The 22,229-nt window shown below is 38.5% G+C and carries 14 protein-coding genes; 4 read left to right on the forward strand and 10 right to left on the reverse strand.

Annotation, left to right across the window (positions count from 1 at the left end):
* Together FVQ77_07830 and FVQ77_07835 are read left to right on the forward strand one after the other, a co-directional pair.
* Positions 1-2,829: a T9SS type A sorting domain-containing protein gene (locus FVQ77_07830; protein MBW8050232.1), complete on the forward strand. Its 2,829-nt coding sequence runs from the start codon at positions 1-3 to the stop codon at positions 2,827-2,829.
* 15 nt (positions 2,830-2,844) lie between these two features.
* Entirely contained in the window at positions 2,845-8,352 is a 5,508-nt protein-coding gene (locus FVQ77_07835; GenBank protein ID MBW8050233.1) for a PKD domain-containing protein, read from the forward strand.
* A 136-nt stretch (positions 8,353-8,488) separates the two neighbouring features.
* Here the strand turns inward: FVQ77_07835 and mnmE are convergent, their stop codons facing one another.
* The 5 genes from mnmE to FVQ77_07860 all read right to left on the reverse strand — a co-directional run bounded on the left by mnmE (position 8,489) and on the right by FVQ77_07860 (position 12,728).
* On the reverse strand, positions 8,489-9,979 hold the full coding sequence (mnmE, locus tag FVQ77_07840) for a tRNA uridine-5-carboxymethylaminomethyl(34) synthesis GTPase MnmE (protein MBW8050234.1): 1,491 nt from the start codon (positions 9,977-9,979) through the stop codon (positions 8,489-8,491).
* Positions 9,980-9,995: 16 nt separating this feature from the next.
* Positions 9,996-10,328 carry a hypothetical protein gene (locus tag FVQ77_07845; protein MBW8050235.1) on the reverse strand — a complete coding sequence of 111 codons (333 nt, stop codon included), beginning with the start codon at positions 10,326-10,328 and terminating at the stop codon, positions 9,996-9,998.
* 25 nt (positions 10,329-10,353) lie between these two features.
* Positions 10,354-10,851: a DUF255 domain-containing protein gene (locus FVQ77_07850; GenBank protein ID MBW8050236.1), complete on the reverse strand. Its 498-nt coding sequence runs from the start codon at positions 10,849-10,851 to the stop codon at positions 10,354-10,356.
* Positions 10,852-11,036: 185 nt separating this feature from the next.
* Positions 11,037-12,074: a hypothetical protein gene (locus FVQ77_07855; GenBank protein ID MBW8050237.1), complete on the reverse strand. Its 1,038-nt coding sequence runs from the start codon at positions 12,072-12,074 to the stop codon at positions 11,037-11,039.
* 108 nt (positions 12,075-12,182) lie between these two features.
* A complete protein-coding gene (locus FVQ77_07860; GenBank protein MBW8050238.1) occupies positions 12,183-12,728 on the reverse strand; it encodes a hypothetical protein in 546 nt (181 codons plus the stop codon).
* A 327-nt stretch (positions 12,729-13,055) separates the two neighbouring features.
* On the opposite strand from FVQ77_07860, the gene FVQ77_07865 reads away from it, so the two are divergent.
* A complete protein-coding gene (locus FVQ77_07865; GenBank protein ID MBW8050239.1) occupies positions 13,056-14,507 on the forward strand; it encodes a tetratricopeptide repeat protein in 1,452 nt (483 codons plus the stop codon).
* 230 nt (positions 14,508-14,737) lie between these two features.
* On the opposite strand, the gene FVQ77_07870 is transcribed toward FVQ77_07865, so the two are convergent.
* From FVQ77_07870 to FVQ77_07880, 3 genes are all read right to left on the reverse strand, one after another.
* Positions 14,738-16,024, reverse strand: coding sequence for an iron chelate uptake ABC transporter family permease subunit (locus FVQ77_07870; protein ID MBW8050240.1), 1,287 nt, complete (start codon positions 16,022-16,024; stop codon positions 14,738-14,740).
* Positions 16,025-16,190: 166 nt separating this feature from the next.
* On the reverse strand, positions 16,191-17,969 hold the full coding sequence (locus tag FVQ77_07875; protein MBW8050241.1) for an ATP-binding cassette domain-containing protein: 1,779 nt from the start codon (positions 17,967-17,969) through the stop codon (positions 16,191-16,193).
* A gap of 12 nt (positions 17,970-17,981) precedes the next feature.
* Positions 17,982-18,641, reverse strand: coding sequence for a metal-dependent transcriptional regulator (locus tag FVQ77_07880; GenBank protein MBW8050242.1), 660 nt, complete (start codon positions 18,639-18,641; stop codon positions 17,982-17,984).
* Between the two features lie 379 nt (positions 18,642-19,020).
* On the opposite strand from FVQ77_07880, the gene FVQ77_07885 reads away from it, so the two are divergent.
* Positions 19,021-20,781 carry a T9SS type A sorting domain-containing protein gene (locus tag FVQ77_07885; GenBank protein MBW8050243.1) on the forward strand — a complete coding sequence of 587 codons (1,761 nt, stop codon included), beginning with the start codon at positions 19,021-19,023 and terminating at the stop codon, positions 20,779-20,781.
* Positions 20,782-20,914: 133 nt separating this feature from the next.
* Here the strand turns inward: FVQ77_07885 and folE are convergent, their stop codons facing one another.
* A complete protein-coding gene (gene folE / locus FVQ77_07890) occupies positions 20,915-21,553 on the reverse strand; it encodes a GTP cyclohydrolase I FolE (protein MBW8050244.1) in 639 nt (212 codons plus the stop codon).
* 148 nt (positions 21,554-21,701) lie between these two features.
* Complete coding sequence (locus tag FVQ77_07895; protein MBW8050245.1) at positions 21,702-22,142, reverse strand: 6-carboxytetrahydropterin synthase; 441 nt, start codon at positions 22,140-22,142, stop codon at positions 21,702-21,704.
* Positions 22,143-22,229: the final 87 nt, after the last annotated feature.

Consider the following 22,229-nt stretch of genomic DNA (forward strand, 5'->3'; position numbering starts at 1 on the left):
ATGGATACTTCAATTGTAACAGATGAAATTTGCGGTAACGGGCAAGGGGCTGTTGATATAACTGTTTCAGGCGGAACAACACCTTACACTTTTACCTGGAGCAATGGAGCAACTACAGAAGATATTAGTGGATTAAGTGCCGGTAATTACACTTGTCAAATAACTGATATTAACGGTTGTATTCTTAATCTGTCAGCAACTGTAACAAATGCTGTGGGAAGTTTAATTATGGATACTTCAATTGTAACAGATGAAATTTGCGGTAACGGGCAAGGGGCTGTTGATATAACTGTTTCAGGCGGAACGACACCTTACATTTTTACCTGGAGCAATGGAGATACAACAGAAGATATTAGCGGATTAAGTGCCGGTAATTACACTTGTCAAATAACCGATTTTAACGGTTGCATTATTAATCTGTCAGCAACTGTAACAAATGCTGCAGGAAGTTTAATACTAAATAGTTCAATTGTAACGGATGAAATTTGCGGTAACGGACAAGGGGCTGTTGATATCTCTGTTTCAGGCGGAACAACACCTTACACCTACCTCTGGAGTAATGGAGCAACTACAGAAGATATTAGTGGATTAAGTGCCGGTAATTACACTTGTACAATTACTGATATTAATGGCTGTGTTATTAATATATCTGAAAATGTACTAAACCAAACAGGCACCTTTAGCTTAGACACCATTATTGTAACATACGAAATTTGTGGTAACGGACAGGGCGTTATTGATATCACTGTTTCGGGTGGCATTTCACCTTATACGTATGCCTGGAGCAATGGGGCTACGAGCGAAGATATCAACGGATTGAGTGCAGGAAATTATTCTGTCGTAATAACTGATAATAGCGGGTGTATTATTAATCAAACAGTTGATGTTTTAAATGCAACGGGCACCTTTAGCTTAGACAATATAATTGTAACCGGTGAATATTGTGGTAATGGGCTGGGTGCTATAGATGTGACCATGTCGGGTGGAGTTACTCCCTACTCATTTACCTGGAGCAATGGAGCAGTTACTGAAGATATAACCGGATTAAGCGCTGGTAATTATACCTGTGTCATTACCGATAGCACGGGTTGTATTATCAATACAGCAGGAGATGTATTAAACCAGACTTTTGGTTATAGTGTAGATTCCATAATTGCCATAGATGAAGTATGTAATAACGGACAAGGCGCTATAGATATAACCGTTTCCGGGGGTTTTCCTCCATATACTTTTGCCTGGAGTAATGGAGGCACAACTGAAGATATTATTAATTTAACTGCGGGTAACTATACTTGTATCATTACTGATAGCTTGGGATGTATTCTCAATACAGGTGGAACTGTTTTAAACGAAACACAAGGCTTTAATTTAGCCGCTGCAATTGTCACAGATGAAATATGTGGTAACGGGCAAGGCACTGTAGATATAACCGTTTCCGGGGGTGTTCTGCCTTATTCTTTCGCCTGGAGTAATGCAGCGACCACTGAAGATATAAACGGATTAAGTGCCGGTAACTTTACAGTAACCATTACCGATTCATTGGGCTGTATTGCCGGTACAACAGTAACTGTACTAAACGATCCGGGGAACTTGATCATTAGTAACGTCACCATAACTGATGAAATTTGCGGCAACGGAAGTGGCGCTATTGACATTACTGTTTCAGGAGGGTATGCTCCCTATACTTTTATATGGAGTAATGGAGCTGTTACAGAGGATATTACAGGATTGAGTGCAGATACTTTTACTGTTACCGTTACTGATTCAAATGGATGTGTAAGCGGTACTACCATTACTGTCTTAAATAGTCCAGGCACCTTAACCATCAGCAATGTAGGGATCACAGATGAAGTATGTGGCAATGGAGCAGGCGCTGTTGACATTACCATTTCAGGCGGATCTGCTCCTTATACTTTTGTGTGGAGCAATGGAACTGTTACAGAGGATATTACAGGATTGAGTGCAGATACTTTTACTGTTACAATTACCGATTCAAACGGTTGTATTACCGATACTTCCGTAACCGTACTGAACAGTCCCGGAACATTAAGTATGACCATTACGGGTATAACGGACGATAATTGCGGCTATGGCATTGGTGCTATAGATATTACCGTTACCGGTGGCAATGCACCCTATAATTTCATCTGGAGCAATGGAGCAACCACTGAGGATATTAGCGGGTTAGATACAGGAATATATACTGTAATTGTTACAGACAACAACGGCTGCCTGGTAACAGAAAGCGCCACTATTAATGATTCCACCGGGGGGCCGCCACTGACAAGTAATATAATTGGATTTACAACTGTAAGTGAATTTGCCATAGAAAATTATTCTGTTGCGCTTAATGCAGGGTCCGAATATTATTGGGCTGTTACCGGTGGTAATCAAATAAGCGGTGGCTTAACAAATGCGATCGGTGTATATTGGGGCGCTGCGGGTACGGGATTGTTGTCTGTTGTTGAAAAAAGCAGTAACGGGTGTTTTGGTGATACGATTTATTTGACTGTAAATATAGGTGGAACGGGTATAAATATTGAAGATACTTCACTTATTTCAGTAAAAGTTTATCCAAATCCAAATACAGGAACCTTCACCCTGGAATTACAGATAATAGAAGAACAGAATGTACAGTTAAAGATCATAAATATCCTTGGCATTGAGGTATTTTCGGAGGAGCTAATAATGGGTTCCCGGAACTTGCCGGGACGGGTAGAAATTTATCACAAGGTAATTGATTTTAAAAAATACGCAAGTGGGATTTATCAATTGCGAATAGTTACAGATCAAGGAGTTATAACGAGACATATAACTATAAATAAATAATAAATAATAACAATCATGAACAGGCTATTACTGATTTTTTTCGTATGGTTTGTCTCTTTTCAGTTTTTATTCCTGATACAAGCCAATTCGCAAACTACTATATTCACAGTAGGTACAGCAAATACCACCACCTCAGGTACAGGAGAAACCCCTTTTGGAACCTTTTATGAGGATAACAAAAATCAGATACTGTTCCTTGCCTCCGAGCTTCAGGCGCTTGGAATGGGGCCTGGAAATATTTATTCAATTGCTCTCAATGTTTCAACTGCAGCAGCTCAGACAATGAATGGATTTAAAGTTCTGATAAAAACCACCACTTCTACTGCAGTGACAAGCTGGGAAACCGGGCTGATTCCGGTTTTTTTAGGTAATCATACTGCCACAACGGGCTGGAATACTTTTACATTTTCTACACCATTTTTCTGGGATGGTGTTTCCAACATTTTAATTCAAACATGCTTTGATAATAATAACTGGACGAGCAATTCCTCTGTTTTTTATACCGCAACAACATTTAATTCAAATGGTTACCGGTATTGTGATTCGTGTGTCCCTGATATCTGTATTGATATGACGTTTACAGCCGGTACACTTCAAAGACCTAATACACGGTTTGAATATGCTCCATTAACTGATATTGACGCTGGTATCACTCAAATAACTTCCCCGGTTTTGGGATGCGGCTCAGCAGTATTTGAAGATGTCTCTGTAATTATTGAAAATTTTGGCTTAGATACCATTTCCACACTTGACGTATCTTATACAGTCAATGGTGGAGTACCAGTTACCGAAAATATAAGTACCACTATTCTTCCGGGAAACAACTTTACCCATACATTTGCAACTCAAGCCAATTTAGGTACTTTCGGAACTTATACTTTTGATGCCTGGGCAACACTGGCTGGAGATACCAATAATATAAACGACAGCATTACAAATTACCAGGTTTTACGCGACTCTATTTTTATATTTGTAGAAAATATTTGTATACATGATGCTCCGGGCGGAGCAGGTAGCTGCAACTTTTCCAATGATCTATGTAATGACGGTAATGATTTTGGAGATATCACACTAAAAACATCACCCTTATTTTTCATTAATACCCCAACCGTTGATTCCATAACCTTCTATTTATATTATACTGATTGTAGTTTTAGCACAAACGATTTTACATTTTATCTGAATAGTACACAAATTGGTACATTCACAAATACAATCCTGGAATGTGTATGTGCTCCATCATTGGGAACTTACCCATACATATTTAGCATCACTGATACAGCTGTTTTAAACGCTGCATGGAGTGATACAAGTACACTTGGCGTTCAACATAATAATATTGATATGGCAGCAGCCGGCTATGCTGCGACAGTTTATTCTCAAGTTCAATGTCCTCTGCTAACAGCTATTGAAGTTGCTAATGATACTAGCATTTGCATAGGTGACTCTATTTTGTTAAGCGTTGCCATAATTGATTCAAATATTTTGGTACCTCCTTACAGCTATTCATGGATTCCCTCAACGGGTTTGAGCTGTGATACCTGTCAAAGTCCACTAGCAAGTCCTTCTTCTACTATTACATATATGGTAATGGTAACCGATTCTACCGGCATTCAGGATTCTGCCTTTGTTACCGTAACGGTTTTCGTTGCTGCTCCGATTGCCAATGCAGGAACAGATACAACCATCTGCGAAGGGGATTTAATACAATTAAATGCTTCAGGTGGAGCAACCTATTTGTGGGACCCCGGTACAGGATTAAGTGATTCTATAATAGCTAACCCATTGGCAAATCCTTCAACAACAACGACCTGGTCGCTAACAGCGATCAATGCCTGTGGCAGTGATATAGATTCAGTAACGGTATTTGTTAATCCGCTACCTGTTATAACCATTAGTTCAGATACTGGTATTTGTCCTGGTGATAGCGTGCAATTAAGTGCAAGCGGAGGTGTTTCATATTCCTGGAACCCAACTTTGGGATTAGATAATCCTAATATTGCAAATCCCATAGCAAATCCCTTTGTTACAACTACTTATATTGTAGCTGTTACTTCTGACTCTGGTTGTACAGATTTTGCCACAGTGATAGTAATGGTAGATAGTGTTGCACAGCTAGTTGCTATTGCAGTTAAAGATACGATTTGTCTTGGAGATAGTACTCAATTATTTGCAAATTCTTGTCCACCGATGAATGATGATTTTGACCCGAATATCGATTTTGCTCTTTGGTCGGGCATTACAGGTGGAGCAGCAACTATTGATTGCGGATCGGTAAGTGGTTTTGCTTTATATTTTAATGGTTCCACAACGCGCGAAGCGATAACACAAAACCTGAATGTATTGGCGGGCGGTAACATCAACTTTTACCTCAAAATCGGATCAGGCGCTCCTCCTTGTGAAACAGCTGATGCCGGTGAGGATATCGTGCTTGAATATTCAACCGATAACGGTATTACCTGGAACAATATCAATACATATTTTACCGGTGGATATGTCACTTTTACAGCCATCAATGAAAATATGCCTGCCGGTGCTCAAACTGCAAGTACACAATTCAGATTTAAACAGATTATGTTTTCTGGTTCCTGCTGTGACCACTGGGCTATTGATGATGTAAACATCGCCTGCAGTGGAGTAGATACTACTTTGAGCTTTACATGGAATCCTTCGACCGGCTTATCCAACCCAAATATTTCCAATCCGTTAGCCAGCCCTTCTTCCACCACTACTTATGTGGTAGAGGCAGCTATTGGTACTTGTTCAAGCTTTGATACCATCACGATATATGTGGATACGGCAAATTTTATTGTTGCCAGCCCCGATACTGCTATTTGCTTTGGAGATAGCGTGCAATTAACTGCAACTGGAAGTGGAGCATATCTATGGTCTCCATCCACGGGACTAAGCTGTACCAATTGTCAAAGCCCTTATGCAAGCCCAACTGCTACCACAACTTATTATGTTACCACTCCTGCTGGCTGTACCCCTATTGACAGCGTGACGGTTAGCATTGGCGGTGGTCCAATCATTGCTTCAGCCACAAGAGATTCAATTTGCCCGGGTGATACTACTCAATTATTTGCCTATAGTTGCGCACCTGCACTTTTTTATGACGGTTTTGAAGACGGCACGTACAACAAATGGACTGACGCAGGCGGTGGCTATACCATTACACCTACCACCTCAACGGCTGCCGTTGGAAACTACTCGCTTCAATTATCTGGTGGAAACTGGGCTTTTTATGATGGGGTATATACTAATTTTAATCCCGGCACTCCTGATTACGTTGGTTTTTATGTAAACGCCACATCCACTTTTAATTGGGATGCTGGAGTGACAATTGGTGATAACAATACGACAACTAATGGGGGTATAATAACCTTCTCTGCAGATTGGTCTGGATCTTTTAACATGAATGGAATTTTCAATGTATTTAATGCAAATCAATGGTATCATATAGAATGCCAAAATATTGACTATATCAATGTAACCTTTGATTACTATATAGATGGTGTTCTTATTCAAGCCAGTGTTCCATTCAATTCTACTACCTCAACAGATATTTCTCAAATTCACTTATTTAATGTACAACCTGGAAGTATTGCTTATTTTGATGATATTATTATAGGCGCTCCCTGTAGCGGAATTGATACCACCTTGTCTTATACATGGACACCCGCTGCCGGATTATCCAACCCAAATATTGCCGATCCGGTAGCAAATCCCACTACAACCACATCATATATTGTTGTTGCCTCGGGTGGCGGTTGTTCAGCAACGGATACTGTCACAATTTATACAACCACACTTAATGTTGTTGCTAATGCCAGCACATCCCTTATTTGTTCAGGGGATACAGCTCAATTAAACGCTACGGCTAATATTGGAGGTACGTCCTTTTCATGGAACCCTCCTGCTGGATTGAGTTGTATTAATTGTCCTGACCCACTTGCAAATCCCGTGTCAACCACCATGTATTATGTTACGGGAACATCGGGGTCATGCACTGACATGGATTCGGTTTTGATCACTTTCGGCACAGGACCAATAGCGCCTTCCTGTACTCCAATAACTACCGCATATTGCTGCGGATATGGTATTTACAATGTTACTTTTAATACCATAAACAATACCACTGCCGATGGTATTGAGGGATACCAGGATTACAGTTGTTCAAATGCAACAAACGTAATTGTTGATCTGACCTATCCCATTTCCATACAAACAGGTGCAGGTGCAGGAAATGAAGAAAATGTAAGGATGTGGATTGACTACAACAATGATGGTGTTTTTGATAATGATTCCACCACCGAGCTTGTTTTTTGGTCTGACAATGTTTTACAAAATCATTCCGGAAATATTACCATTCCTTTTTCTGCAGTGATAAACACACCTTTACGTATGCGGGTAGGGTCTGATATATGGTGGAATACTGCACCTGCACCATGCGTAAATGTTTGGCGTGGTCAGTTTGAAGATTATTCTGTTGTTATACTGCCCAATACCATCCCTCCGGTAGCTGATTTCTCTATTAATATATTAGACATGTGCCAGGGAATCGTAAGCTTTACAGATCAATCATTATACAACCCCACTTCCTGGTTTTGGGATTTTGGTGATGGTATTGGACTCTCTGCGTCTCAAAATCCATTTTATGCATACAGTTTACCAGGCATTTATACCGTAACCTTAATTGTGACTAATCTTTATGGAAGTGATACCCTATCACAGCTAATCACAATAAACTCTCTAACGGGTAGCTTTACTATGAGCAACGATACGGTTAATATTGGTGTAGTTGTGAACTTTTTTGACAATAGTACTGGAGCTGATTCATGGAACTGGGATTTTGGAGACGGATTTTCTTCAATAATTCAAAATACTTTCCATGCTTATTTTTCAGTGGGGACCTATCCTGTAACTTTAACTGTTACCAACGCATCAGGTTGTATTGCACAAATAGTACAGCAAATAGTTGTAATTGATTGTGACGTAGGCCCGCAGACCGGTACTATTACCGGACCTTCCAATGTGAATGAATCTGCTACCGAGTTTTATTCGGTCACATTTCACGTTGGCTCAACGTATAGCTGGACAATTATTGGCGGAAATCAAACGAGCGGAGGCACAACTAATTTCATCACTGTACAATGGGGACCTTCCGGGAGCGGGCAAATAATCGTTGTTGAGATGGACAGTTTGGGATGTGCGGGGAATACTGTTAGTTTGATCGTTAATATAGGCCCTACTGGTACATTTGAAAATGAAATAGCTAAGCAAATGAATCTATATCCAAATCCAAATACAGGGAAGTTTATATTAGAAGTTTACGATTTAAGTCCTGAGAACCCGGGATACGATTGCTTTATTTATAATTTTTTAGGACGTGAAATAACCAAATTTAAGATCATAGATCAAAAAACCGAGATTGATTTGAAGGGGTATGCAAAAGGGATTTATTATTTAAAAGTGGTATCCGATGGAAAGGGAGCGATAAACAGGAAAGTGGTGATAGAATAATTGTATTAATAGTTATCAAATCCTTTTCTTTCATCAGAATGAATATGTCGTAAAAATACAAAAATTGCGACATATTATTAAAACATGTCGTTAGAATCAACATATAATTAGTGTTGAAAATAACATTTTTGCCAAGTCACTTTCCGATACAAAACTTCGAAAATATATTCTCCAGCAGGTCTTCAGTCGTTATTTCCCCCGTAATTTCACCCAAATAGTGCAACCCATTCCTGATATCTAAAGCTATAATGTCTCCTGTTTTACCTGTTTCAATACCATCGAGTACTTTGTTGAGTGCGTCTCTTGTTTGTACCAAACTATCGTAGTGGCGAATGTTTGTAACCACCGTATTTGCGGTTTTTATGGTTTTGGCATTGACCATTTCTAATAGCTTCTTTTTTAGCTTATCTATATTTTGGTTCTTTAAAGCAGCTATAAAAATGATCTCATAGGGTAGGGGAGTTCCTATGATATCTCCAGGTATAAGTTTTTTAAAGCTTGAGATAGTCTGCTCGTTACATTTGTCTATTTTATTTCCAGCAATCAAATATGGAATGTTGCCTGCCTGCCTGCCTGTTTGTCCCGTCTGTGCACTAACACTTCCAGCCCTGCCGCCAGGCCCGCCTGTATGGACAGGCGCAGGCAGGTAAGTATTTAGTTTTTTTAATTCTTCTTTTAGATTTTCAGGAGAGGTGTCATTCACGTCAAAAATATAAATGATCAAAGAAGCCTGATTCATCTTTTGATGTGTTCGCTCTACACCGATTGCTTCTATTTTATCTTTTGCTTTGCGTAGCCCTGCTGTATCTGTAAACCTGAAACTAATACCATCAATATTGATACGGTCTTCAATATAATCTCTTGTGGTGCCTGGAATTTTAGAAACAATGGCTTTTTCTTCGTTCAGTAAAGCATTAAGGAGTGTAGATTTGCCCACATTAGGTTTGCCAGCGATTACAATGGGCACCCCATCCTTGATCACGTTTCCAAGGTCAAATGAGTTTATGAGTGGTTGAATTACGTTTTGCAGTCCCTTGACCAATAATTTCAATTCTTTGCGGTTGGCAAATTCTACATCTTCTTCGCCAAAGTCTAACTCCAGTTCTATTAACGAAGCAAAATGTATCAATTTTTCTCTAAGCTGTTTGATCTCTGCAGAAAATCCTCCCCGCATTTGGTTCATGGCTGCCTGGTGTGCTGCTTCCGAATCAGAGGTTATCAGGTCTGCTACAGCTTCTGCTTGTGCGAGGTCGTATTGCCCGTTTAAAAAAGCTCTTTTGGTAAACTCTCCGGGCTGCGCAGGGCGTGCACCCTGCCTGATCAGCAATTTTATGATCTGAGTAACTATAAAAGCGGAGCCATGGCAGGAAATCTCTATCAGGTTTTCTTTGGTATAAGATTTTGGTTCTTTAAAAATAGAAACCAAAACTTCGTCAATAATTTTATTTCCATCTACAATCGTTCCATAGTGGATGGTGTGGGTTTGCTGCTTTTTAAGGTCTTTACCCTGAAAAACTTTGTCGCAAATATTGATTGCTTGTTTTCCCGAAAGCCTGACAACAGCTATTGCACTATTACCTTGAGAGGTGGCAGGGGCAACTATTGTATCGTTTAATGGATGACACAAGTTTATATTTACTTTATCATTTATGTGGTTGTTGTGTTATGGCAATAACTTCCCTATGTTTTTGTTCTGCCCTCTCTTCGCGATTTTCTTCTCTTTCATCAATCTTTTTAAACCAATCCAATACTTCTATATGGCGTTGTTCTACTCTTTCGTCACGTTTTTCTTCTCTTTCGTCACGTTTTTCTTCTCTTTCATCAATCTTTTTAAACCAATCCAATACTTCTTTATGGCGTTTTTCACCTTGTTGATTAATTGTTTTTACTGTTTCTTTCATCAACCGACCATTATTCCATGTCATCCAGGCAAGTACTATAGTGAGCAAAGTAATTGAAAAACCAAAAATTTCCATAAGCTGATCTGTTATTCGTGTTTGGTTAGGGTTTATAGCTGGCCTGAAACTCTTTCCAGGAAGTGGTTTTATGATGGTTCTCAGCGTAATAATGCAGGAGTTTTTCCAGGGAGTTAACTCTTTGATAACCAGGAACGACAGAAAGAACATTAACATCTTCATCTAAATACACTGTAGTAGGATAGCTCATTCTTCCTTTGAGGAGTTGGAAAGCCAGCTCATGACTTCTATATTTTGGAATAAAATTATAGGTTTTTCCTTTGAATATGATCGGCTGCTTGCCTTCGGCATTCAGCTTGACAGCATAAAATTTTTTATTTACATATTGCACAATTTTCGGATCTTTAAAGGTAGTGGCATCCATCCTTTTGCACCATCCACACCAGGAAGTATAAACATCAATAAATATCTTTTTTTTCTTTTTCTTTGATTTCTTTACCGCTTCTTCAAAGCTTATCCAGTTTATTTCCTCCGTTTCCGATGTTAAAACCTGTTGTTTAAACAGGAATCCCGATAAGGCCATTGCGACCACTATTAAGGGAATGAGCAATTGTGGGTATTTTTTTATCATGGTGTAATTTTTTTTAGAAAGTTAAATGATCTTTTTTCTTTTTATATCAAAAAAACAGCCAAAGTCATTAAAAAGTTGCAAGTTAATGAAAATAAATTATTATTTAAAAATAAATTATTGTAAATTAACGATTTCTTTCATTTTTCATTTCCCCCTCCCCACGCTTGTTGTACCCATTGAAATAAACCTTTTGAACTATATTTGGTAATAAAAAAGTCAATGGATCCGTCACTTGTGAGCGAAGTATCACCTACGGTAGCGGTGCCCTCAAAATATCCTGTCACAAAAACATTACCGGAATGATCTACTATAATACCGTTGCCATGGGTATAGCCAATACCCCCAGCTTGCTGCAGCCATTGTAATTGGCCTGATGAACTGAATTTGGTTATAAAAATATCTGTACCCCTTGGATTTGAAACTGAACCTGCCCCAAAAGTAGCTGTACCGGGTGTTTGCCTGGTAGCATAAATATTACCTGATGCATCTACTGAAATGCTGTTGCCGTAATCTTTTATGCTTCCCCTTGCCTGCTGCACCCAAAGCAGTGAACCCGATTGATTGTATTTAGCTATAAAGAGATCGGAGCTGGCTATGCTGGTAATGGTCTTTGAGCCACCGGGATCCTTCTTTGTAAAGGGGGTTTTTGCTTTCTTAGCAAAAAAAGCTTTACCTTCAAAATACCCGGTTATATAAATATTACCTGCCGGATCTGTTGAAATACCATTACCGAAATCATAACCATTCCCTCCTGCCTGCTGCACCCATTGGAATTTACCCGATGCATCATACTTAACCAAAAAAATGTCAGAACTGGCTATACTGGTAAGCATTTTTTCTCCAAAAGTTGCCCTGCCTTCAAAATAACCGGTTATATAAACGTTGCCTGCAGCATCTACGGCAAGGGCTTTGCTATAGTCGGTAGCTTCACTGCTGGCTTTCTGTGCCCAATTAAGAGCCTGGGAAAAGCAGTTGGTAGTAGGCAGTCCCGATAAAATTAATACAAACAAGAAACAGTTGATGCAAAAGAATCGGGATGTCGCTTTACTCCATAGGCAGTTGGCAATAATAATAGTAATAATGACTATCCGCCTTTGAACACAAATTGTAGTATTGATTGCATGATTGCATGGATGCATGGTTGCATGACGTGTTATTGATAATTTGATTTCCATTTGTCATTTGAATTTAATTTTGATATCAGGTTTTTATTCATTTTAATCATTTTATTTTCAAACTCATAGATTTTGTTATGATTCCCATATATGAGACAAAAAGTTGTGTTATCTGTACCAATCAATTTCTGAGCTACTATCCCAAAAACATGAAAAAATTGACAGTATGGGCAATATTTTTAATTTGTATTTAATTTTCCTATTATTTCCAAACATGGAATAACATAGCACAATTTTACTGTTTTTTATGTACAAATATATGGTCACATCCGTTTGATTAACGTCCCACATCAATGATTTTCCAGTATAATCATAAATCCACATCATTTGACTATCTTTAAAATACTGATCAATTTGACTAGCCGTATGTTTAAAACATATACTAATTTCTTTTTCAATACTATCATTGGTCAATCTTAGTTCTGTATATAATTCACAATATGATATTGTATCCTCCTTTATTTCATACAGTTTCCAGCTTCCATGGTTATAATGATGAATATACTGTATCTGTATAATGAAATTGCCTTTTTGAACTTTCCTTTTTAAATCAAACAATTTTTTTTCAAACAACGGATCTTTGTTAAACAACGAATCATTTATGGATGTGATAAACGATTTGTCAAAATGATCCCTTTGTTCAAGAAAATTCAAATTAATCATATACCCCTGACTCAAGCATGGTAAACTTAGAATTAGCAATAACTTCAAAATAAACAAACCACCAAAATTTCTCATTAATTTAATATTCAAAGGTTATTCTACTTTACAATCATGCATCCATGCATCCATGCATCCATGCAATCATGCAATCATGCAAAGAAATGGTATTTGGCATAGGAATACGTATATTCATTATAGTAATAATTTGGCAGTTGCCAAAATAAAGATATAATTGTTTCATAATTTTAAAAGATTGCAACAAATTTATAAATTTAAAAATCTAATAAGAAAATATTATGATATTTTTGTTGAAATAAAATGCCCAAAACAATTACAATATTATTGATTCTGATTTTAATACCATTAGCGTCACCAGGGCAGGTGGATACTGTATTGGCAAACACCTGGTTTGAAAAAGCAATGGAACTGAACAAACAAGCGTTGTATGATAGCGCTATTTTTTATCTTAAAAAAGTCAGTGAAAAATATCTGTCAGTCCTGCCTGTTTGGCAGACAAGCGTACAGGCGGGTTTTCGTGATACGACTGCAGCAATGGATAGCCTGTCTGTAAAAGTTTTGCAGCAAGCAGGTGGGATAGAAGATCGTGTTATGAATAAAAGGCTCTGGGAGAAGTATGTGAAAACTTTAGCTTTTATAGCCTGGAACTTAAATTTAAAAGCAGAGTATAACAAAGCATTAAAATATTTTTATGATGCTTTGAAAACCGGGTTAAATCAGTTAGGAGACAAAAGCCTGGGTGTTGCAAAAACATACAACGGATTGGGCATAGTTTACGAGAACAAAGGTGAATATGATAAGGCGATGGAATATTTTCAGCAATCACTGGATATAAAACTTTTAAAAATCGGAAAAAATAATCGTGAAACAGCTAAAAGCTATAATAACATTGGAATAGTTTATGAGAAAAAAGGCGATTATGACAAAGCGATGGAATATTATCAGCAAGCATTAAATATATTGCTTAAAATAATTGACAGAAACTATCCTGCTATAGCTGTAATCTATCAAAACTTAGGCACTCTTTATTGGTTCCAAGGAGACTACTACACTGCGCTGGAATATCATCAGCATTCATTGAACATTAGGCTTAAAGCCCTTGGTAAAGATCATCCTGATGTTGCAATTAATTATAACAACATAGGAGCTGATTATGAGAAAATAAACGATTATGACAAAGCGATGGAATATTATCAGCAATCATTGAACATAAAGTTTAAAACGCTTGGTCAGGAGCATCCTCTTGTGGCTTTAACATATAATAACATAGGAATAATTTATCAATTAAATGGCGATATTGACAAAGCCCTGGAATATTATAACAAATCTTTGATCATTTGGCTTAAATCTCTAGGCAAAGATCATCCTTATGTAGCCGTTAGCTATATAAATTTGGGTGATCTATATGCTGCAAAAGAACAAATCAATAAAGCAAGGGAATATTATAAAAAGTCATTAAATATCAATTTAAATTCTTTTGGTTCATATCATCCGGAAGTAGGTAATTGTTATTATAAATTTGGTGATCTTTATGAAATGACGGGGGATTATAGAAAGGCGCTTCAATATTACCAGCTGGCTATGCAGTCATTAGTGAGGTCTTTTTCGGATAGCAGTATTTATATCAATGTCACATTCCCGGAGCAATATGAAGATTGGAAAGGTTTGATCAATTCTAAATTGGTATTTCTCGAAACTTTAGAGGCGAAGGCTGAGACGTTTGAGAAGAGATGGGAAGAAGGGAAAAAGTAGCAGTTGCAGTTGGCAGTCGGCAGTCGGCAAAAAGGCAAAAAACAACAATTAAAAAATCGTAATCACATGATTAAAAATCCTGAAAAGTATAAATAGAGAAAAGCCGGCAATCTACAGTCCCCAGTCGGCAAAAAACAATTGCCGACTGTGGACTGCCGATTGTGGACTGCCGATTGTGGACTGCCGATTGTGGACTGCCGACTGCCGATTGTTAACTGCTACTGCCTCTGCTATTTTTCCCTCTCCTTCCCTTCATCACCTTTTGGTATGGGCTGACCATGAGGGTCTTTTTGGGGATGCCCAAGCACCTGATCCACTTTTTCCAATATTTCTTCGGGCAGCAAATGCTCTATTTTTTCTGCCGGCTCATGCAGCTCTTCGGCTGGCAAGCCCATTTTGGTGGCAAGGTATGTCTCCCATAGCCGGTGGGCTCTCACTAATTTAATGGCTTGATGATTTCCTTTTTCAGTAAGAACGATTTTATCTTTAGTGGTATTTATTAGTCTAAGACGTCTGAGATAAAGCAGGTGAATTTTAATTTTTGATAAAGAAATGTTCAGATAATCAACAATTGCTATGCGATTGACAGATCCCCCGGCTTTTATTTTGTAGTAGATCGTTTTTAATATATCCTGGTGATCTATAATAAATTGTTTTTTGAGCTTGCGGTATGAATTAATGAGAAAACCTTTTTTAGGAGAAAACAGCAGCGCAGCGCCAAAAAATAATACGGCCATCACGGTCATGGTCGGGCCGGGGGTTATTTCCAGTAATATGGCAATCAGCAAACCCGATGTGGCTGAAAGTAACCCCAGAAAAGCTGAAATAATGATCATTACCTTCAGTTTGTCTGTTAACAGGTAGGCAGTAGAGGAAGGTACGATCAGCATTGCCACCACAAGGATCACGCCTACGGATTGCAGTGATGCCACAACGGAGAGTGATAGCAGGAACATCAAAAAGTAGTGGATCACCGCCACGGAAACGCCCATGGTTGCAGCAATTACAGGGTCAAAAGTTGTAATAAAGAAATATTTAAAAAAGAGGGTAATACAGATCAATACATAAATACCAATTAATGCAGTCAGCCACAGGTCGCCATTGGAGACACCCAGCACATTACCAAATAAAAAACCCTTCATATCAAGGTGTATACCTTCTTTTTTGGTGAGCCACGAGATGCCAATGATGCCCAGCGCAAACATCCCGGTGAATACGATCCCGATTGAAGAATCTTCTTTTGTGATCGAATTTCTCTGGATCCAGGTAATAAGGATGGCAGTAAATAATCCGGCTACAACCGCTCCAATAAAAATGGCTAATGGGTCATGGCCCCAGAAAATAAAACCAATGACTACCCCTGGCAACACTGCATGTGATAAAGCATCTCCGATAAGCGCCATCCTTCTGAGTGTAACGAAACAGCCCAGTATGCCGCAGGTCATGCCCACTATAGATGAAGCGATCAGGGCACGGATTGAGTATTCGTATTGTAATATTTCAAATAGATCAGTCATTTCTTTAAAAATTTATGCCACAAAATCTAAAACACAAAACCCCACTAAATTATTTTATAAACCCTTTTCGCGGGATTTTGTGTTTTCGTGATTTAGTGGCATTTTTATTAATCATTTTACCTACCCGCCACTGCGTTTTGGCAGGCGGGCAAAGTCATGTTCATTATCACTCATAAACATACTTCTCAGTCTCCTGCAAAATAGTAAGCCGTGCGGCATAAGTAGCCGTTATATTTTGCTGGGTAAATACATCTTTAGTTTTTCCAAATGCTATCAACCACTGATTGAGCATGATCACGTAGTCAAAGTAATCCTTCACTTTTGCCAGGTCGTGCTGAATGAGCACGATTGTTTTGTTTTGTTGTGCCAGGTCTTTGATAATTTGAACGATCTTCTCCTCGGTTTTTATATCAACGCCCACGAAAGGCTCATCAAACAAGAGGATTTCAGCTTGCTGGCAAAGCGCCCTTGCTATAAAAACCCTTTGCTGCTGCCCGCCTGAAAGGTCGGAGATCTGGCGGTCAACATATTCGCTGATCCCCACTGTTTCCATAGCGTTTGAGCAGATTGACCTGTCATCACTGTTAAATCTTTCAAATTGTCTTTTATGGGGCAGCCTGCCGGTGATCACGATATCTTCGACTGTAGCCGGGAATGCCCAGTCAATTTCCTCTTTTTGAGGGATATAGGCGATCTTATCCCTGACTTCATCAATAGATCTGCCGTTTATTTTAATACAACCATTGTCAATGGGGATCAATCCGAGTATAGATTTTAAAAGGGTGGATTTGCCAGCGCCATTGGGCCCTATCAAGCCGTATAGTTTACCTGATTCGATAGAAAGGGTAATATTTGATAGAACGGTTTTTCTTTGATAGGAGACAGATATTTTATTGATATCTATGTTATAATGATCCCAATTATTGCTCTGGGTAGAATTCGGAGCAATTTGTTTTATTTTTAGGAAAACCCATAAAAATCCTATCCCAAAAAGTAATCCCACTGCAATAAACAAAGGCAGCAGTGTTCTTTTACGTTCCGTATTACGATTGCCAGTCATAGTCAATGCAGTGACGATGGTATCGGTGTTTTGTTTTAACATTTTCAGATAAGTATCTGCCCCGCTTTCTTCATCGCCCAACGAATCCGCAAAAAGCTTTCCCCCGATAACAACGCCATGATCTTTAGCCAACTGTCTTAAAAGTTTCGGATTGATGGTTGATTCCATGAATATTGCACTGATCCCTGTGGTTTTGATCACGTTTATGATATTATTAACGTCTCCGATCTGTACTTCAGCATCCGTTGAAATGCCCATAAGCGCTTCAACCCTGACACCATATCTACTTCCATAATACCTGAAAGCGTCATGAGAAGTGATCAACACCCTTTTTTGCTCAGGAATTGTATAGATATTATTCTTTATGTAGCTATCCAGCTCAATAAGCTCTTGTTTGTAGCGAGTAAAGTTTTCAGTATAATAGCCGGCATTTTTTGCATCTAATTGAATAAAAGTATTTTTGATATTACGGGCAAATTCAATAACCAATATGGGGTCCATCCATGCATGCGGGTCAGGGGAGCCATGGAAAGCTTCGCTGACAAATGGTTTTATACCCTTAGTAACAACAACAATTGGGCGATTCCCCCCTGCATTTTCAATAATTTCATCCAGCCAGCCTTCCAGCATAAGCCCGTTTTTCAGCACTACGTCTGATTCTACTACTTTTTGAGCATCTCCCGGAACGGGATCATAAAGATGTGGGTCACCTCCTACAGGCATCAGGCAGTTCACTTCAATTTTGTTGCCTGCAATATTTATTGCAATGTCATAGATGATGGTTGTTGTAGCCAGCGCTTTGATCTTTTTTATTCCTGAACTCCCTGTAGAGTAGGGTAGAAGTATTAACAAAAAGAGTAAAAATATGACCAGTTTCTTTATCATAAATTCAATATTTCAATCTGTAACAAAAATGTTATCCGATACTTTTTGCGATACGATGAGTGTTTTTTTGTTATCAATCTCAATTTCAACAGACCCGTCAAATTCAATTTTATCCAGAACTTTGATCTTTGCACCTAAATGGATCCCGGATTTATCAAGGTATTTGAGAAATGAAGAGGTTGATTCTTTAACTCCCACAACAATACCTTCATTATTTAGTGATAATTCAGTCAGGGGGATTTTATTCTTTGCTTTAATTTGACCATTTGCATCCGGTATTGGGTCTCCATGCGGGTCATATTGCGGAAAACCAAGAAATTCATCCATGCGTTCTACGAGATAATTTGATCTTATATGTTCCAGTTCCTCTGCTACTTCATGAACTTCGTCCCAGTTAAATTTTAGCTTTTCTACCAGAAATACTTCCCACAAACGATGTTTCCGGATGACTTGTAAAGCTGTTTTTATGCCTTCTTTTGTAACGGTCAGCCCCTTATATTTTTCATAATTGATCAGATTCTTTTGAGACAGCTTTTTCAGCATATCACTTACCGAAGCCGGCTTCGTGTTCATTGACTCTGATATGGAGTTTGTAGATACTTCTTTATCACCACCACCGGCTAAATGGTAGATGGCTTTCAGGTAGTTTTCTTCTGTGTAGGTTAGTGTCATGAAATCTAACTTTCCTAAACTTCTGGGTTTAGGAAAGTTTTTATAATTTGCAAAGTTAATAAAAATTTAGATTAATCTAAAAATATTTTTAGAATATGTCTAACATGCTTATATTCAGGAAGTTATAAAATCTAATGGCTGGGGTAAAATAGTAGCCAACTAGACAGGTATACATATCATTACAACTTTTATAAAGTACAAAAAGCGCTGAACAATAAATCTCCAACTGAATTTTTTTTGGAAAATGTTTGCAAATTTTAAAAAGAAGGTGTAATATCGCAAAATGAAAAGTTAGCTATTGAAAATATAAAAAAAACGCTTGTATATAATCATAGCCAACTAGACAAATAATAATAAAAAAAATGATATTAATAAAGTTATGAAAAAATCAATCATATTTTCGTCAATCCTTTTTTTTCTCACTCTCCTTCAAGGAAAGGATTGTGGTGAGGTATATGCCCAATGTAACACATGGATACAAAAGATGGATTTTGGTGGTACCGCAAGGCGGGGAGCAGTTGGATTTTCCATTGGCAACAAAGGATATATAGGCACCGGATATGACGGGGCTGCCAAAAAAGATTTCTGGGAATATGACATGCCTGGCAACACATGGTCACAGAAGGCAGACTTTGGTGGAACTGCCAGGGGTGGGGTAGTTGGCTTTTCTATCGGCAGCAAAGGCTATGTTGGAACTGGAAATGATGGTGTAAATAACTTAAAAGACTTCTGGGAATATGACACAACCAGCAATGCGTGGACCCAAAAAGCTGATTTTGGCGGAACAGCAAGAAGAAATGTAGCTGGTTTTTCCATCGGCACCAAAGGCTATGTTGGAACTGGATATGATGGTGTAAATAACTTAAAAGACTTCTGGGAATACGATCCGCTTACCGATACCTGGACTCAAAAGGCAGACTTTGGTGGACCAGCAAAAAACCTGGCAGTAGGTTTTTCTATTGGGAGCAAAGGTTACTTTGGTACAGGAGGTGCAGGTAGTGGTACAAAGGACTTCTGGGAATATGACCCTGGGAGCAATACCTGGACCCAAAAGGCAGACTTTGGAGGAGTAGCAAGATCACAGGCAGAGGGATTTTCTATCGGGGATAAAGGATATATCGGAACCGGGTGGACTGGTGGAGCATCTAAATATAAAGACTTTTGGGAATATAATCCGCTCACTGATACCTGGACCCAAAAGGCAGACTTTGGTGGAAGCGCAAGAAGATTAGCAACTGCTTTTTCTATTGGCAGTAAAGGGTATATAGGTACAGGATGGGATAATGTTGCTAACCTCGCTGATTTTTGGGAATATGATACGACCACAAACACCTGGACCCAAAAAGCAGACTTTATAGATGCAAGAAGAGTTGTGACAGGTTTTTCTATCGGCAGCAAGGGCTATATAGGCTTAGGTTGGGATGGTTTGAGCGCTAAACAAGACCTGTGGGAATATGATCCTATTACTGATTCATGGACACAAAAAGAAAATTTCCCTAATAATATATTGTTTACCAGGGATATCTTTTCTCTCGGCAGCAAAGGATATGTTGCTACAGGGGTATATGGATGGCCTTCGAATACTCATTCTAAAGAATTTTGGGAATATGATCCAAATGCATCAGGTATTTCCATAACTGTTACAAGTGTAACGAATGCCATTTGCGGTGTGGCAAATGGTAGCGCAACAGTAAGTGTAAGCGGAGGCGCTGCTCCCTACACCTATGCCTGGTCCAACGGTGATTCTTCAGCAACTGCTGATAGCCTTGTTTCGGGCATATACATTGTAACCGTAACAGATTCAAACGGATGCAGTGATCTTGCAGCTGTTACCATTCAGGCGAACAGGTTTATAACAGGTGTTAGTGAATTTCAGATTTCGGATTTTAAATTTCGGGTTTATCCTAATCCCTTTAGTGACGAAACAGAAATTACTTATGTTCTAGATGGAAAAGCGAATGTTTCTTTAGAAGTTTTTAATCTATTGGGAAACGTACAATTGCTTGTAAATGAATCACAGAACAGCGGGAAGTACCAATATAGTCTTAGTGCCAAAGAATTGGGTTTTGCTGCCGGGGTTTATATAGTGAAACTGAGCGTGGAAGATAAGATATTTACCAGGCAGTTGGTTAAATTATAAGTCATTAGGGCATCTCTAAAAACTACATATTTTTTAAAACACACCCCTTGCCCCTCTTGATAGAGGGGAATGTATGGTGTAGTTTTTAGAGATGCCCATTAGTCATTACATTACTTCATTAATGACCAAATGACTAAATTAAGTCCGCAGAAATAAGCCGGATAAATTCATCTCTTGTAGCCTGCCTTTCAAACGCACCGGTAAAAGAGGAAGTAGTGGCAATGGAATTTTGTTTTTGTATGCCGCGCATCAGCATGCAAAGGTGTTTTGCTTCAATCACTACTGCGACTCCCATGGGATTCAGCGTTTTTTGAATACAGTCGCGGATCTGGTCTGTTAACCGCTCTTGTATCTGCAGCCTTCTTGCAAAAGCATCTACTACCCTGGGTATTTTGCTCAAACCGACTATATATTTGTTAGGAATATAGGCAACATGCACTTTTCCAAAGAAAGGCAGCATGTGATGTTCGCATAAGGAATACATTTCAATGCCTTTTACCAATACCATGTGCTGATGGTCTTCCTTAAACATCGCTGAACGCAGGATTTTTTCTGGTTCTACACGATATCCCTGTGTTAAATATTGTAAAGTCTTAGCAATTCTATCCGGAGTTTTGGCTAATCCTTCCCTTTCCGGATATTCCCCTAATGCCTTAAGTATAGTTTTGTAATTATCAGATATGCTTTTGGTAACTGCGGGGTTGAATTGGTTAATCCCGTCAATTTGATCAGGAAAAACTTTACTTTTTGATTTTTTAATATCTACATTCATTTTTTTCAAGATAATTTTTATAGCTTTTAATTTTTTCCAACCCTATTCGTCCCGATAAGATCGGTATTTCGCTGATACTCAATCTGACCACTTTCCTCTACCAAGCCCAACCCTTATAGGGGCTACATTCGCCTTTGCCCGGCTCGGATTAACAATCCGAGCTACAGTGGTCGGACGATGCCATGCCCATATATTCAACAAAGTCTTTTTCTGTTTCATATAAAGTTACTTTTAGATCATAATTCTTATCAATTTTTTTTCTTAAAATATTCCAGATAACAATTGCAATATTTTCTGCTGTGGGGATATTATCCTTAAATTCTTCAATATCCAGGTTCAGGTTCTTATGATCAAACATGGAAATAATATTTTCTTTGATAATATCACCCATGGTTTTCATATCAAAAACATAACCGGTATCCGGGTCCACATCTCCGGTTAGCTTTACTTCCAGCTCATAATTATGTCCATGATAGTTTGGATTGTTGCATTTTCCGAAAACCTCATTATTTTTTTGATCATTCCATTGCGGATTGTATAGCCGATGGGCAGCATTAAAATGTTCTTTCCGGCAAACAGTTACTTTCATGTATAAACAGATTACCACCGAGAAATCGGGGCAGGCACAGATTAAAACCCAAATATAGCTAAAATTAATATTAATCTGTAAAATAGA

It is taken from the genome of Cytophagales bacterium (assembly GCA_019456305.1).
Classification (GTDB): domain Bacteria; phylum Bacteroidota; class Bacteroidia; order Cytophagales; family VRUD01; genus VRUD01.